The 13,291-nt window shown below is 54.1% G+C and carries 24 protein-coding genes; all 24 read left to right on the forward strand.

The genetic code is table 11. The features are described from left to right. Positions 1–20: 20 nt before the first annotated feature. The 24 genes from rpsL to rpmD all read left to right on the forward strand — a co-directional run bounded on the left by rpsL (position 21) and on the right by rpmD (position 13,291). Positions 21–392, forward strand: a complete 372-nt coding sequence (rpsL, locus tag ACM530_RS12995; protein WP_002555494.1) for a 30S ribosomal protein S12 — start codon at positions 21–23, stop codon at positions 390–392. Between the two features lie 118 nt (positions 393–510). Then, entirely contained in the window at positions 511–981 is a 471-nt protein-coding gene (gene rpsG / locus ACM530_RS13000) for a 30S ribosomal protein S7 (RefSeq protein ID WP_002555493.1), read from the forward strand. Positions 982–1,011: 30 nt separating this feature from the next. Next, positions 1,012–3,117: an elongation factor G gene (fusA, locus tag ACM530_RS13005; RefSeq protein ID WP_106580215.1), complete on the forward strand. Its 2,106-nt coding sequence runs from the start codon at positions 1,012–1,014 to the stop codon at positions 3,115–3,117. 30 nt (positions 3,118–3,147) lie between these two features. After that, a complete protein-coding gene (gene tuf, locus ACM530_RS13010; RefSeq protein WP_003176426.1) occupies positions 3,148–4,341 on the forward strand; it encodes an elongation factor Tu in 1,194 nt (397 codons plus the stop codon). A 159-nt stretch (positions 4,342–4,500) separates the two neighbouring features. After that, positions 4,501–4,812, forward strand: a complete 312-nt coding sequence (gene rpsJ, locus ACM530_RS13015) for a 30S ribosomal protein S10 (RefSeq protein WP_003186070.1) — start codon at positions 4,501–4,503, stop codon at positions 4,810–4,812. A gap of 81 nt (positions 4,813–4,893) precedes the next feature. Continuing rightward, positions 4,894–5,529 carry a 50S ribosomal protein L3 gene (gene rplC / locus ACM530_RS13020; RefSeq protein WP_003194649.1) on the forward strand — a complete coding sequence of 212 codons (636 nt, stop codon included), beginning with the start codon at positions 4,894–4,896 and terminating at the stop codon, positions 5,527–5,529. 12 nt (positions 5,530–5,541) lie between these two features. After that, complete coding sequence (rplD, locus tag ACM530_RS13025) at positions 5,542–6,144, forward strand: 50S ribosomal protein L4 (protein WP_017135963.1); 603 nt, start codon at positions 5,542–5,544, stop codon at positions 6,142–6,144. After that, positions 6,141–6,440 carry a 50S ribosomal protein L23 gene (rplW, locus tag ACM530_RS13030; protein WP_002555488.1) on the forward strand — a complete coding sequence of 100 codons (300 nt, stop codon included), beginning with the start codon at positions 6,141–6,143 and terminating at the stop codon, positions 6,438–6,440. The genes rplD and rplW overlap by 4 nt, the downstream gene beginning before the upstream one ends. A 14-nt stretch (positions 6,441–6,454) precedes the next feature. After that, a complete protein-coding gene (rplB, locus tag ACM530_RS13035; RefSeq protein WP_003210080.1) occupies positions 6,455–7,279 on the forward strand; it encodes a 50S ribosomal protein L2 in 825 nt (274 codons plus the stop codon). Positions 7,280–7,295: 16 nt separating this feature from the next. After that, positions 7,296–7,571, forward strand: a complete 276-nt coding sequence (rpsS, locus tag ACM530_RS13040) for a 30S ribosomal protein S19 (protein WP_002555486.1) — start codon at positions 7,296–7,298, stop codon at positions 7,569–7,571. Positions 7,572–7,582: 11 nt separating this feature from the next. Further along, positions 7,583–7,915 (forward strand): 50S ribosomal protein L22, encoded by a 333-nt coding sequence (gene rplV, locus ACM530_RS13045; protein WP_003103908.1) that lies wholly within the window; start codon positions 7,583–7,585, stop codon positions 7,913–7,915. Between the two features lie 13 nt (positions 7,916–7,928). Then, a complete protein-coding gene (gene rpsC / locus ACM530_RS13050; RefSeq protein WP_003176422.1) occupies positions 7,929–8,615 on the forward strand; it encodes a 30S ribosomal protein S3 in 687 nt (228 codons plus the stop codon). A gap of 12 nt (positions 8,616–8,627) precedes the next feature. Then, positions 8,628–9,041 carry a 50S ribosomal protein L16 gene (rplP, locus tag ACM530_RS13055; protein ID WP_003232424.1) on the forward strand — a complete coding sequence of 138 codons (414 nt, stop codon included), beginning with the start codon at positions 8,628–8,630 and terminating at the stop codon, positions 9,039–9,041. After that, on the forward strand, positions 9,041–9,232 hold the full coding sequence (gene rpmC / locus ACM530_RS13060) for a 50S ribosomal protein L29 (RefSeq protein ID WP_002555481.1): 192 nt from the start codon (positions 9,041–9,043) through the stop codon (positions 9,230–9,232). The genes rplP and rpmC overlap by 1 nt, the downstream gene beginning before the upstream one ends. A 2-nt stretch (positions 9,233–9,234) precedes the next feature. After that, on the forward strand, positions 9,235–9,501 hold the full coding sequence (gene rpsQ / locus ACM530_RS13065; RefSeq protein WP_003176419.1) for a 30S ribosomal protein S17: 267 nt from the start codon (positions 9,235–9,237) through the stop codon (positions 9,499–9,501). Positions 9,502–9,524: 23 nt separating this feature from the next. Further along, positions 9,525–9,893 (forward strand): 50S ribosomal protein L14, encoded by a 369-nt coding sequence (rplN, locus tag ACM530_RS13070; protein WP_002555479.1) that lies wholly within the window; start codon positions 9,525–9,527, stop codon positions 9,891–9,893. Between the two features lie 11 nt (positions 9,894–9,904). Continuing rightward, a complete protein-coding gene (rplX, locus tag ACM530_RS13075) occupies positions 9,905–10,219 on the forward strand; it encodes a 50S ribosomal protein L24 (protein WP_007896770.1) in 315 nt (104 codons plus the stop codon). 22 nt (positions 10,220–10,241) lie between these two features. Further along, a complete protein-coding gene (gene rplE, locus ACM530_RS13080; protein ID WP_003194642.1) occupies positions 10,242–10,781 on the forward strand; it encodes a 50S ribosomal protein L5 in 540 nt (179 codons plus the stop codon). A 13-nt stretch (positions 10,782–10,794) separates the two neighbouring features. Continuing rightward, the gene (rpsN, locus tag ACM530_RS13085) at positions 10,795–11,100 is read left to right on the forward strand and encodes a 30S ribosomal protein S14 (protein ID WP_003176414.1); all 306 of its coding nucleotides are present in this window, start codon (positions 10,795–10,797) and stop codon (positions 11,098–11,100) included. 208 nt (positions 11,101–11,308) lie between these two features. Further along, positions 11,309–11,701 carry a 30S ribosomal protein S8 gene (rpsH, locus tag ACM530_RS13090; protein ID WP_010566853.1) on the forward strand — a complete coding sequence of 131 codons (393 nt, stop codon included), beginning with the start codon at positions 11,309–11,311 and terminating at the stop codon, positions 11,699–11,701. Positions 11,702–11,713: 12 nt separating this feature from the next. Further along, entirely contained in the window at positions 11,714–12,247 is a 534-nt protein-coding gene (gene rplF / locus ACM530_RS13095; RefSeq protein WP_003176412.1) for a 50S ribosomal protein L6, read from the forward strand. A gap of 10 nt (positions 12,248–12,257) precedes the next feature. Then, positions 12,258–12,608: a 50S ribosomal protein L18 gene (gene rplR / locus ACM530_RS13100; protein WP_003186037.1), complete on the forward strand. Its 351-nt coding sequence runs from the start codon at positions 12,258–12,260 to the stop codon at positions 12,606–12,608. Between the two features lie 3 nt (positions 12,609–12,611). Next, positions 12,612–13,112, forward strand: coding sequence for a 30S ribosomal protein S5 (gene rpsE, locus ACM530_RS13105; RefSeq protein WP_003176409.1), 501 nt, complete (start codon positions 12,612–12,614; stop codon positions 13,110–13,112). Positions 13,113–13,114: 2 nt separating this feature from the next. Further along, entirely contained in the window at positions 13,115–13,291 is a 177-nt protein-coding gene (gene rpmD / locus ACM530_RS13110) for a 50S ribosomal protein L30 (RefSeq protein ID WP_003176408.1), read from the forward strand.

Here is a 13,291-nt window from a genome sequence, read left to right on the forward strand (position 1 = left end):
GACAACAGTGGAGCTAGTAGATGGCAACTATCAACCAGCTGGTACGTCAGCCGCGTAAGCGTATCGTCGAGAAATCCGACGTACCTGCGCTGCAGAACTGCCCGCAACGTCGTGGCGTATGCACTCGCGTGTATACCACTACGCCGAAAAAACCTAACTCGGCACTGCGTAAAGTATGCCGTGTGCGCCTGACCAACGGTTTCGAGGTTTCCTCGTACATCGGCGGTGAAGGCCACAACCTGCAAGAGCACAGCGTGGTACTGATCCGCGGCGGTCGTGTAAAAGACTTGCCAGGTGTTCGTTACCACACCGTACGCGGCTCCTTGGATACTTCCGGCGTTAAAGGTCGTAACCAGGGTCGTTCGAAGTACGGTACCAAGAAGCCTAAGTAGTAGCGGCTTTTTGTAAAACTGAATCATCTTATTTTCTGAGTCGATAAGAGTAAGGTCGGAGGCGTCCCGAAAGGGCACTGATTCCGAGCGAACCTGAAGACCGTTTGAGGGCTTATCCATGCCAAGAAGACGCGTAGCAGCCAAGCGCGAAGTGCTTGACGATCCAAAATACGGAAGCCAAATTCTGGCCAAGTTCATGAACCACGTGATGGAAAGCGGCAAGAAAGCCGTTGCCGAGCGTATCGTTTATGGCGCGCTGGAAAAGGTTAAAGAACGCAAGAACAGCGACCCCCTGGAAATCTTCGAGAAAGCTCTCGACGCCATCGCTCCGCTGGTCGAAGTGAAGTCGCGCCGTGTAGGCGGTGCTACTTACCAGGTTCCGGTCGAAGTTCGTCCGTCCCGTCGTAACGCTCTGGCAATGCGCTGGTTGGTAGACTTCGCCCGTAAGCGCGGCGAGAAGTCTATGGCTCTGCGTTTGGCTGGCGAACTGTTGGACGCTGCTGAAGGTAAAGGTGCTGCTGTTAAGAAGCGTGAAGACGTGCACCGTATGGCTGAAGCTAACAAAGCTTTCTCGCACTACCGCTTCTAATCTTAGCTTCACTAATTTTGCGAGGGCTTTATGGCTCGTACTACTCCGATTAGCCGCTACCGTAACATCGGTATCGTTGCTCACGTGGATGCTGGTAAAACCACCACCACCGAGCGCGTACTGTTTTACACCGGCAAAAGTCACAAAATGGGCGAGGTGCATGACGGCGCCGCGACCACAGACTGGATGGTTCAGGAGCAGGAGCGTGGTATTACCATTACTTCTGCTGCTATTACCGCCTTCTGGAAAGGTTCCGAGAAGCAGTACAAAGACGAGCACCGCTTCAACGTAATCGATACCCCAGGCCACGTAGACTTCACCATTGAAGTTGAACGTTCCCTGCGTGTACTCGACGGCGCTGTCGTTGTGTTCTGCGGTACCTCGGGTGTTGAGCCTCAGTCGGAAACCGTATGGCGTCAAGCCAACAAATACGGCGTTCCTCGTCTTGTTTACGTAAACAAGATGGACCGTGCTGGTGCTAACTTCCTGCGCGTGATCGGTCAGATCAAGCAGCGTCTGGGTCATACTCCGGTGCCAATCCAATTGGCTATCGGTTCCGAAGACAACTTCCAGGGTCAGATCGACCTGATCAACATGGAAGCTGTTTACTGGAATGATTCCGACAAAGGTATGGTTCCTGTTCGTAAGCCTATCCCTGCAGAACTGCAGGAGCTGGCTGACGAGTGGCGCAACAACATGGTTGAGGCTGCTGCCGAAGCCAGCGAAGAGCTGATGAACAAGTACCTCGAAGGTGAAGAACTCACCAACGCGGAAATCAAGGCCGCTCTGCGTCAGCGTACTATCGCTGGTGAGATCGTCTTGGCTGTTTGCGGTTCTTCGTTCAAGAACAAGGGCGTTCCCCTGGTTCTCGATGCTGTGATCGACTACCTGCCTGCTCCAACCGACATTCCTGCTATCAAGGGTACCAACCCTGATAACGAGGAAGAAGAGATGGAGCGTCATGCAGACGACAGCGAGCCGTTCTCGGCCCTGGCGTTCAAGATCGCTACCGACCCATTCGTGGGTACCTTGACCTTCGTCCGCGTTTACTCGGGCGTGTTGGCATCCGGCGACGGCGTGATCAACTCGGTTAAAGGTAAGAAGGAGCGCGTGGGTCGTATGGTGCAAATGCACGCAAACGCCCGTGAAGAGATCAAGGAAGTACGCGCTGGTGACATCGCGGCCCTGATCGGCATGAAGGACGTCACCACGGGTGAGACTTTGTGCGACGCTGCTAAGCCAATCATCCTGGTTCGCATGGACTTCCCGGAGCCGGTTATTTCGGTTGCCGTAGAGCCTAAGACCAAGGATGACCAGGAAAAAATGGGTATCGCTCTGGGCAAGCTTGCTCAGGAAGATCCATCTTTCCGCGTCAAGACTGATGAAGAGACTGGTCAAACGATCATCTCCGGCATGGGCGAGCTGCACCTGGACATCTTGGTTGACCGGATGCGCCGTGAGTTCAACGTCGAAGCCAACATCGGTAAGCCTCAGGTTTCCTATCGTGAGCGCATCACGAAGAACTGTGAAATCGAAGGCAAGTTCGTTCGTCAGTCCGGCGGTCGTGGTCAGTTCGGTCACTGCTGGATCCGTTTTGCTCCTGCTGACGAAGGTCAGGAAGGTCTGCAATTCGTGAACGAAGTAGTTGGTGGTGTTGTTCCTAAGGAATACATCCCGGCTATCCAGAAGGGTATCGAAGAGCAGATGAAGAACGGTGTTGTTGCCGGCTATCCGCTGATCGGCCTGAAAGCAACCGTTTTTGACGGTTCTTACCACGACGTCGACTCCAACGAGATGGCGTTTAAGGTGGCTGCTTCCATGGCAACCAAGCAACTGGCCCAGAAGGGCGGTGGTGAGTTGCTTGAGCCAATCATGGCGGTAGAAGTTGTTACACCTGAAGACTATATGGGTGATGTCATGGGCGACCTTAACCGTCGTCGCGGCATGATCTTGGGTATGGAAGACACGGTTTCCGGCAAAGTGATTCGCGCCGAGGTTCCGTTGGGTGAGATGTTCGGTTATGCGACCGACGTTCGCTCCATGTCTCAGGGTCGCGCAAGCTACTCTATGGAATTCAAAAAATACAACACAGCTCCGGCGCACATCGCTGAAACTGTATCCAAAAAACAAGGCTGATTCAGTCCTTTAGGCAAGGAGTTAATTGTCGTGGCTAAAGAAAAATTTGATCGTTCCCTACCGCACGTCAACGTTGGCACCATCGGTCACGTTGACCACGGTAAAACCACTCTGACTGCTGCTCTGACTCGCGTTTGCTCCGAAGTATTCGGTTCCGCAATCGTTGATTTCGATAAAATCGACAGCGCACCAGAAGAGAAAGCTCGTGGTATCACCATCAACACCGCGCACGTTGAATACAACTCGCTGATCCGTCACTACGCTCACGTTGACTGCCCAGGTCACGCTGACTATGTGAAGAACATGATCACCGGTGCTGCTCAGATGGACGGCGCTATCCTGGTTTGCTCGGCCGCTGATGGTCCGATGCCACAAACCCGTGAGCACATCCTGCTGTCCCGTCAGGTAGGCGTTCCGTACATCGTGGTTTACCTGAACAAGGCTGACCTGGTAGACGACGCTGAGTTGCTGGAACTGGTTGAGATGGAAGTGCGCGATCTGCTGAGCACTTACGACTTCCCAGGCGACGACACTCCGATCATCATCGGTTCTGCTCGTATGGCTCTGGAAGGCAAAGACGATAACGAAATGGGCACCACGTCCGTTCGTAAACTGGTTGAAACTCTGGACAGCTACATCCCAGATCCAGTTCGTGTTATCGACAAGCCGTTCCTGATGCCAATCGAAGACGTATTCTCGATCTCCGGTCGCGGTACTGTTGTAACTGGTCGTATCGAGCGCGGTATCGTTAAGGTTCAAGATCCACTGGAAATCGTTGGTCTGCGTGACACTACCGTCACCACCTGCACCGGTGTTGAAATGTTCCGTAAGCTGCTCGACGAAGGTCGTGCTGGCGAGAACTGCGGCGTTCTGCTGCGTGGTACCAAGCGTGACGACGTTGAGCGTGGCCAGGTTCTGGTTAAGCCAGGTTCGGTTAAGCCGCACACCAAGTTCGAAGCTGAAGTGTACGTGCTGAGCAAAGAAGAAGGCGGTCGTCACACTCCGTTCTTCAAAGGCTACCGTCCACAGTTCTACTTCCGTACTACTGACGTGACTGGTAACTGCGAACTGCCGGAAGGCGTTGAAATGGTTATGCCAGGCGACAACATCAAAATGGTTGTTACCCTGATCAAAACCATCGCAATGGAAGACGGTCTGCGCTTCGCTATCCGTGAAGGCGGCCGTACCGTTGGTGCTGGCGTTGTAGCTAAAATCATCGAGTAATTATCTCTTCCGAGATAGCCTTGATGTTTTGAAGAGGCCCCCGCTCAGCGGGGGCCTTTTTTATTGGGTTGACACCTATCAGGGCCGTCTATAGAATTGCGCCTCCTTTTAACGGGCGTATTGCGCTCGCTGGGAATAGCAGCCGGAGTCTGAAATCCAATGCAAAATCAGCAAATCCGTATCAGGTTGAAGGCTTTTGACCATCGCCTGATCGACCAATCCACCCAGGAAATCGTGGAAACCGCGAAACGTACTGGTGCTCAAGTGCGTGGTCCAATTCCACTGCCTACCCGTAAAGAGCGGTTCACCGTTCTGGTCTCCCCGCACGTCAACAAAGACGCGCGTGACCAGTACGAGATCCGTACTCATAAGCGCGTACTGGACATCGTCCAGCCAACGGATAAAACCGTTGATGCACTTATGAAGCTCGATCTGGCGGCCGGTGTGGAAGTACAGATCAGCCTCGGCTAAGACTTGGGTCTTAGTCGTGTAACGCTCTGAAATGGGCGGCCATAGCGGGTGAAAGCCCCGTACACTCATGAGGTTTACAACATGACTATTGGTGTAGTCGGTCGTAAATGCGGTATGACCCGTATTTTCACCGAAGAAGGTGTCTCCATTCCGGTCACGGTCATTGAGATCGAACCGAATCGCGTCACCCAGTTCAAAACTGAAGAAACCGATGGCTATCGTGCAGTGCAAGTCACTGTCGGCGAGCGTCGTGCTTCGCGCGTGACTGCTGCTCAAGCAGGTCACTTCGCTAAAGCAAACGTTGCAGCTGGTCGCACTGTTATGGAGTTCCGTCTCGAAGACGGCGACTACCAGGCTGGCGATCTGATCAACGCTGAAATCTTCGCCGCTGGTCAACTGGTTGATGTAACCGGTCAGTCCAAAGGTAAAGGCTTCCAGGGTACGATCAAGCGTTGGAATTTCCGTGGTCAAGACAACACTCACGGTAACTCCGTTTCCCACCGCGTCCCGGGCTCTATTGGCCAGTGCCAGACTCCTGGTCGTGTATTCAAGGGCAAAAAAATGTCCGGTCATATGGGCGCTGAGCGCGTGACCGTGCAGTCCCTCGAAGTAGTGCGCGTCGACGCTGAACGCAATCTGTTGTTGGTCAAGGGTGCTGTTCCTGGCGCTACTGGCGGCAACCTGGTTGTACGTCCAGCGGCCAAGGCTCGCGGTTAAGGGGAAGCTGACATGCAATTAAATGTAAATGACGCTCAAGCGATCGAAGTTTCCGAACTGACATTTGGCGGCGAATTCAACGAGACGCTGGTTCACCAAGCAGTCGTGGCCTACATGGCCGGCGGCCGTCAAGGTAGCAAGCAGCAAAAGACCCGTTCCGACGTACGTGGTGGCGGTAAGCGCCCTTGGCGTCAGAAAGGTACTGGCCGTGCTCGTGCCGGTACTATCCGTAGCCCAATCTGGCGTGGCGGCGGTACCACTTTCGCAGCTCGTCCTCAGGATCACACTCAGAAGCTCAACAAGAAGATGTACCGCGCAGCACTGCGCTCCATCCTTGCTGAACTCGTGCGTACTGATCGTCTGGTCGTGGTTCAGGACTTCGCTGTTGAAAGTCCAAAAACCAAAGATCTGCTGGGCAAACTGAACAACATGAGCCTGACCGACGTTTTGATCGTGTCTGAAGCTGTTGATCAGAACCTGTACCTGGCTGCTCGTAACCTGCCACACGTTGATGTACGTGACGTGCAAGGTTCCGATCCAGTTAGTCTGATCGCATACGACAAGGTGTTGATCACCGTGTCGGCCGTGAAGAAATTCGAGGAGCTGCTGGGATGAACCAGGAACGCGTATTTAAAGTTCTGCTTGGCCCGCACGTTTCCGAAAAGGCTACGGTTCTGGCTGACAAGAAAGGCCAGTTCGTTTTCAAGGTTGCAACTGACGCAACCAAGCTGGAAATCAAGAAGGCCGTCGAAAGCCTGTTCAGCGTGAAAGTTGAGCGTGTTACTACCCTGAATGTTCTGGGTAAGAGCAAGCGCACTGCTCGCGGTCTGGGCAAGCGTAATGACTGGAAGAAGGCAGTTATCTCCCTTCAGCCAGGCCAAGATCTCGATTTCAGCAGCAGTGCTGAGTAAGGAAGGGGTGCATCATGGCAATCGTTAAATGCAAACCGACTTCCCCTGGCCGCCGTTTTGTGGTCAAGGTGGTCAACCAGGAGCTGCATAAAGGCGCTCCTCACGCACCGCTGCTCGAGAAGAAATCGAAGACTGGTGGTCGTAACAACAATGGTCGTATTACCACTCGTCACATCGGTGGTGGCCATAAGCAGCATTATCGTCTGGTCGACTTCCGTCGCAACGACAAAGATGGCATCGCTGCCACTGTCGAGCGTATCGAATACGATCCAAACCGTACTGCTCACATCGCTCTGCTGCTGTACGCAGATGGCGAGCGTCGCTACATCATCGCCCCTAAAGGCGTGAGCGCTGGCGACCAGCTGATCGCAGGTGCTTTGGCACCGATCAAGCCGGGCAACGCTCTGCAACTGCGCAACATTCCAGTTGGTAGCACCGTACACGGCATCGAATTGAAGCCAGGTAAAGGCGCGCAAATCGCTCGTTCCGCTGGTGCTTCGGCTCAGCTGATCGCTCGTGAAGGTGTCTACGTGACCCTGCGTCTGCGTTCTGGTGAGATGCGTAAAGTGCTGGCTGAATGCCGCGCGACCCTGGGTGAAGTCTCGAACTCCGAGCACAGCCTGCGTTCGCTGGGTAAAGCTGGTGCCAAACGCTGGCGTGGCGTTCGCCCAACCGTTCGTGGTGTTGCCATGAACCCGGTTGACCACCCACACGGTGGTGGTGAAGGTCGTACCTCTGGTGGTCGTCATCCGGTATCGCCATGGGGCTTCCCGACTAAGGGCGCGAAGACTCGTGGTAATAAGCGTACCGACAAAATGATCGTCCGTCGTCGCAAGTAAATAGAGGGATACGACAGTGCCACGTTCTCTGAAAAAAGGTCCTTTTATTGATCTTCACCTACTGAAGAAGATCGAAGTGGCGGCGGAAAAGAACGATCGCAAACCAGTTAAGACCTGGTCGCGTCGTTCGATGATCCTGCCACAAATGGTCGGTTTGACCATCGCAGTACACAACGGTCGTCAACACGTCCCAGTTCTCGTTAACGAAGACATGGTCGGCCACAAACTAGGCGAGTTTGCCGGTACCCGCACTTATCGTGGGCACGTGGCAGACAAGAAAGCCAAGCGTTAAGGGGTAAGGAAATGGAAGTAGCCGCTAAGTTGTCGGGCGCTCGAATCTCCGCCCAGAAAGCCCGCTTGGTCGCCGACCAGATCCGCGGGAAGAAGGTGGGCGAAGCGCTCAACCTGTTGGCTTTCAGCAGTAAGAAAGCCGCCGAGATCATGAAGAAAGTGCTGGAGTCGGCCGTAGCCAACGCCGAGCATAACGAAGGCGCAGACGTTGATGACCTGAAGGTCAGCACCGTTTTCGTCAACGAAGGGCGTTCGCTGAAGCGCATCATGCCACGTGCCAAAGGCCGTGCTGATCGCATCGTCAAGCGGTCTTGCCATATCACTGTCAAGGTTGCTGACAAGTAACGGAGTCGAAGAGATGGGTCAGAAAGTACATCCCATTGGCATTCGCCTGGGAATCGTCAAGGAGCACACCTCCGTCTGGTACGCAGACGGTCGGACTTATGCGGACTATTTGTTCGCTGATCTGAAGGTGCGTGAGTATCTCCAAGACAAACTAAAAAGCGCGTCCGTAAGCCGTATCGATATCCATCGTCCGGCACAAACTGCACGTATCACCATCCACACCGCTCGTCCAGGTATCGTTATCGGGAAGAAAGGTGAAGATGTTGAGAAACTGCGTCAGGACCTGACCAAGCAAATGGGTGTGCCTGTGCACATCAATATCGAAGAGATCCGCAAGCCGGAGCTCGACGGTATGCTGGTTGCGCAGAGCGTAGCTCAGCAGCTGGAGCGTCGCGTAATGTTCCGTCGCGCTATGAAGCGCGCCGTGCAGAACGCCATGCGCATTGGTGCCAAAGGCATCAAAATCCAAGTGAGCGGTCGTCTCGGCGGTGCTGAAATCGCACGTACTGAATGGTATCGCGAAGGTCGTGTGCCACTGCACACCCTGCGTGCCGACATCGACTATGCCAACTACGAAGCTCACACCACTTACGGTGTGATCGGTGTAAAGGTTTGGATCTTCAAAGGCGAAGTAATTGGTGGTCGCCAAGAAGAACTGAAACCACAAGCACCAGCGCCTCGTAAAAAAGCTGCTAAGTAAGGGGTACGCCAAATGTTGCAACCTAAGCGTACGAAGTTCCGCAAGCAGATGACAGGCCACAACCGTGGTCTGGCACAGCGCGGTAGCAAAGTCAGCTTCGGCGAGTTCGCGCTGAAGTCTGTAGCTCGTGGTCGTCTCACCGCTCGTCAGATCGAGTCAGCGCGTCGTGCTCTGACCCGTCACGTAAAACGTGGCGGCAAGATCTGGATCCGTGTATTCCCGGACAAGCCGATCTCCAAAAAGCCTCTCGAGGTTCGGATGGGTAAAGGTAAGGGTAACGTGGAATACTGGGTAGCCCAGATTCAGCCAGGTAAAGTCCTGTATGAAATCGAGGGTGTAACTGAAGAGCTGGCGCGTGAGGCTTTTGCCCTGGCTGCTGCAAAGCTGCCGCTCGCCACCGCCTTTGTTAAACGGACGGTGATGTGATGAAAGCGAATGAACTTCGTGAAAAATCCGCACAGCAGCTGAACGAGCAACTGCTCGGCTTGCTGCGCGACCAGTTCAATCTGCGTATGCAGAAAGCAACTGGCCAGTTGGGGCAGTCTCATCTGCTCTCGCAAGTTAAGCGTGACATCGCTCGCGTGAAGACTGTGCTCAACCAGCAGGCAGGTAAGTGATCATGGCTGAAGCCGAAAAGACTGTCCGTACGCTGACTGGCCGTGTTGTCAGCGACAAGATGGACAAAACCATCACCGTTTTGATCGAGCGTCGCGTTAAGCACCCGATCTACGGTAAATATGTTAAGCGTTCGACTAAGCTGCACGCGCACGACGAAACCAACCAGTGCCACATCGGCGACAAAGTCACTATTCGTGAAACTCGTCCGCTGGCCAAGACCAAGTCTTGGGCACTGGTTGATGTTCTCGAACGCGCTGTGGAAGTCTAAGGACTAGGGGTCGGAGAAATTATATGATTCAGACTCAATCCATGCTCGATGTGGCCGATAACAGCGGCGCTCGCCGTGTTATGTGCATCAAGGTGCTGGGTGGCTCCCATCGTCGTTACGCTGGTATCGGTGACATCATCAAAGTTACCGTCAAGGAAGCAATTCCTCGCGGTAAAGTGAAAAAAGGCCAAGTGATGACTGCTGTTGTAGTCCGCACTCGTCACGGCGTACGCCGTGCAGATGGCTCCATTATCCGCTTTGATGGCAACGCTGCTGTTCTTCTGAACAACAAGCAAGAGCCGATCGGCACCCGTATCTTTGGGCCAGTGACCCGTGAACTTCGTACTGAGAAGTTCATGAAGATCGTCTCGCTCGCCCCAGAAGTGCTGTAAGGAGATCCGACATGCAAAAGATTCGTCGTGACGACGAGATCATCGTGATCGCCGGCAAAGACAAAGGTAAGCGCGGTAAGGTGCTGAAGGTTCTTGCTGATGACCGTCTGGTCGTTGGTGGTCTGAACCTGGTCAAGCGTCATACCAAGCCTAACCCGATGTCGGGCGTACAAGGCGGTATCGTCGAGAAAGAAGCGCCACTGCACGCTTCTAACGTCGCCATCTTCAACGGCGAAACCAACAAGGCTGATCGTGTTGGTTTCAAAGTAGAAGACGGTAAGAAAATTCGTGTCTTCAAGTCGACCCAAAAAGCGGTTGATGCTTGAACACTGCTAGGTAGATAAGACCATGGCACGACTACAAGAGATTTACCGGAAGGAAATCGCCCCCAAGCTTAAGGAAGAACTTAAGCTCGGGAACGTGATGGAAGTTCCGCGCGTTACCAAAATCACCCTGAACATGGGTCTGGGCGAAGCGATCGGCGACAAAAAAGTCATCGAGCACGCTGTTGCTGACCTGGAAAAGATCACCGGTCAAAAAGTCGTTGTGACTTACGCTCGGAAATCCATCGCTGGCTTTAAAGTCCGTGAAGGTTGGCCGATCGGCGTCAAAGTGACTCTGCGCCGTGAGCGTATGTACGAATTCCTGGATCGTCTGCTGTCGATCTCCCTGCCTCGGGTTCGCGACTTCCGCGGCCTGAATGCCAAGTCCTTCGATGGTCGTGGTAACTACAGCATGGGCGTGAAAGAGCAGATCATCTTCCCGGAAATCGACTACGACAAGATCGATGCTCTCCGCGGTCTGGACATCACCCTGACCACCACTGCCAAGAACGATGATGAAGGTCGCGCCCTGTTGCGTGCTTTCAAATTCCCGTTCCGCAACTGATTGGAGTAGGACCATGGCCAAGATGAGCATGAAAAACCGCGAGCTGAAGCGTCAGCTCACGGTTGCCAAGTACGCCAAGAAGCGTGCAGCACTGAAAGCAATCATCGTTGATCTGAACGCAAGTCCAGAAGCGCGTTGGGAAGCTACAGTTGCTCTGCAGAAGCAGCCACGTGACGCAAGCGCTTCGCGCATGCGTAACCGCTGCCGCCTGACCGGTCGTCCACACGGCGTTTACCGCAAGTTCGGCCTCGGCCGTAACAAACTGCGTGAAGCGGCAATGCGTGGTGACGTGCCAGGTCTGGTTAAAGCCAGCTGGTAAGTACTTTCGAAGTCCGGGTGGTCTGCGTCGCAAGATACTGACCACCGGTGACCTTGAATCTGGAACAAGCCCCTTTTGGGGCTTGTTTCATTTCCGGAGTGTGTCTAGAATACCCGGCTCGCCTGAGCCCGTGTTTTCTATGCTCGGAGATTCTCGGCGACATATGTAGCCGCAAGGCTAATTTTTTTGTATTAGGAGCGTCTAGCCCATGAGTATGCAGGACCCGTTAGCGGACATGCTAACTCGTATCCGTAATGCCCAGATGGCTGAAAAGTCCGTCGTAAGCATGCCATCTTCCAAGTTGAAGGTAGCTGTTGCCAAAGTCCTGAAAGACGAAGGCTACATTGCGGGTTATCAGATCAGCAGCGAAACAAAACCACTGCTGTCCATCGAGCTGAAGTACTTCGAAGGCCGTTCGGTCATCGAGGAAGTGAAGCGCGTTAGCCGTCCAGGCCTGCGTCAGTACAAGTCCGCTGAAGATCTGCCGAAAGTTCGTGGCGGTCTGGGCGTGTCTATCGTCTCCACCAACAAAGGTGTGATGACGGATCGTGCTGCGCGCGCTGCCGGTGTCGGCGGCGAAGTTCTTTGCACTGTGTTCTAAGGGGGGATAAGCATGTCTCGCGTCGCTAAGAACCCCGTTAAGCTGCCAGCCGGTGTCGAAGTAAAATTCGCAGGCCAACAGCTTTCGGTGAAGGGTGCCAAGGGCACTCTTGAACTGAACATCCATTCGTCCGTTGAGATCGTTGAAGAAGCTGGTGAGCTGCGTTTCGCTGCTCGCAATGGCGATCAACAAACTCGCGCAATGGCCGGTACCACGCGTGCGTTGGTAAACAACATGGTCCAAGGCGTAAGCCAAGGCTTCGAGCGTAAGCTCCAGCTGGTCGGTGTTGGTTACAAAGCGCAAGCAAAAGGCACGGTTTTGAACCTGGCCCTTGGCTTCTCGCACCCAGTGGATTACGAACTGCCGGAAGGCATCACCGCTGAGACCCCTAGCCAGACCGATATCCTGATCAAGGGTATTGATAAGCAGCTGGTAGGTCAGGTGGCCGCTGAGATCCGCGACTTCCGTCCACCAGAGCCGTACAAAGGCAAAGGTGTGCGCTACGCGGACGAAGTCGTCCGTCGTAAAGAAGCCAAGAAGAAGTAGGGCATAGCAAATGACCGACAAAAAAGTTACTCGACTGCGTCGCGCTCGCAAAGCACGCCTGAAAATGCACGAACTCGAAGTCGTGCGTCTCTGCGTGTTCCGCTCGTCGCAGCACATCTACGCCCAGGTCATCTCGGCCGACGGCAACAAAGTCCTGGCAAGCGCCTCGACTTTGGATAAAGAACTGCGTGATGGTGCCACTGGCAACATCGACGCGGCCACAAAGGTTGGCCAGCTGGTCGCTACGCGTGCTAAGGCCGCTGGCGTCTCGCAAGTGGCTTTCGACCGCTCTGGCTTCAAGTACCACGGTCGCGTGAAAGCGCTGGCTGATGCTGCTCGTGAAGCTGGGCTGGAGTTCTAAGTTATGTCAAATAACGACCAAAAGCGCGACGAAGGCTACATTGAGAAGCTGGTTCAAGTTAACCGCGTAGCCAAAACCGTTAAAGGCGGCCGTATCTTCACTTTCACCGCGTTGACCGTGGTTGGTGATGGTAAAGGGCGCGTTGGCTTCGGCCGTGGCAAGTCACGTGAAGTGCCTGCCGCGATCCAGAAGGCAATGGAAGCTGCTCGTCGCAACATGATCCAAGTTGATCTGAACGGCACCACTCTGCAGTACGCAATGAAGTCCGCTCATGGCGCTTCGAAGGTGTACATGCAGCCTGCTTCTGAAGGTACAGGTATCATCGCTGGCGGCGCTATGCGTGCTGTCCTCGAAGTTGCTGGCGTTCAGAACGTTCTGGCCAAGTGCTACGGCTCGACTAACCCGGTAAACGTGGTTCACGCCACTTTCAAAGGTTTGAAAGCTATGCAATCTCCTGAGTCCATCGCTGCCAAGCGTGGTTTGACTGTCAAGGAGATCTTCTGATCATGGCTACCGTTAAAGTAACGCTGATCAAAAGCATGACCGGCCGCATTCCTAACCACAAACTGTGCGTTAAGGGTTTGGGTCTGCGTCGCATCGGTCACACTGTAGAAGTCCAGGATACTCCCGAGAATCGCGGGATGATCAACAAGGCTTACTACATGCTGCGTGTAGAGGGTTAA

This window comes from Pseudomonas sp. NFX183, assembly GCF_047943075.1.
Taxonomy (GTDB): Bacteria; Pseudomonadota; Gammaproteobacteria; order Pseudomonadales; family Pseudomonadaceae; genus Aquipseudomonas.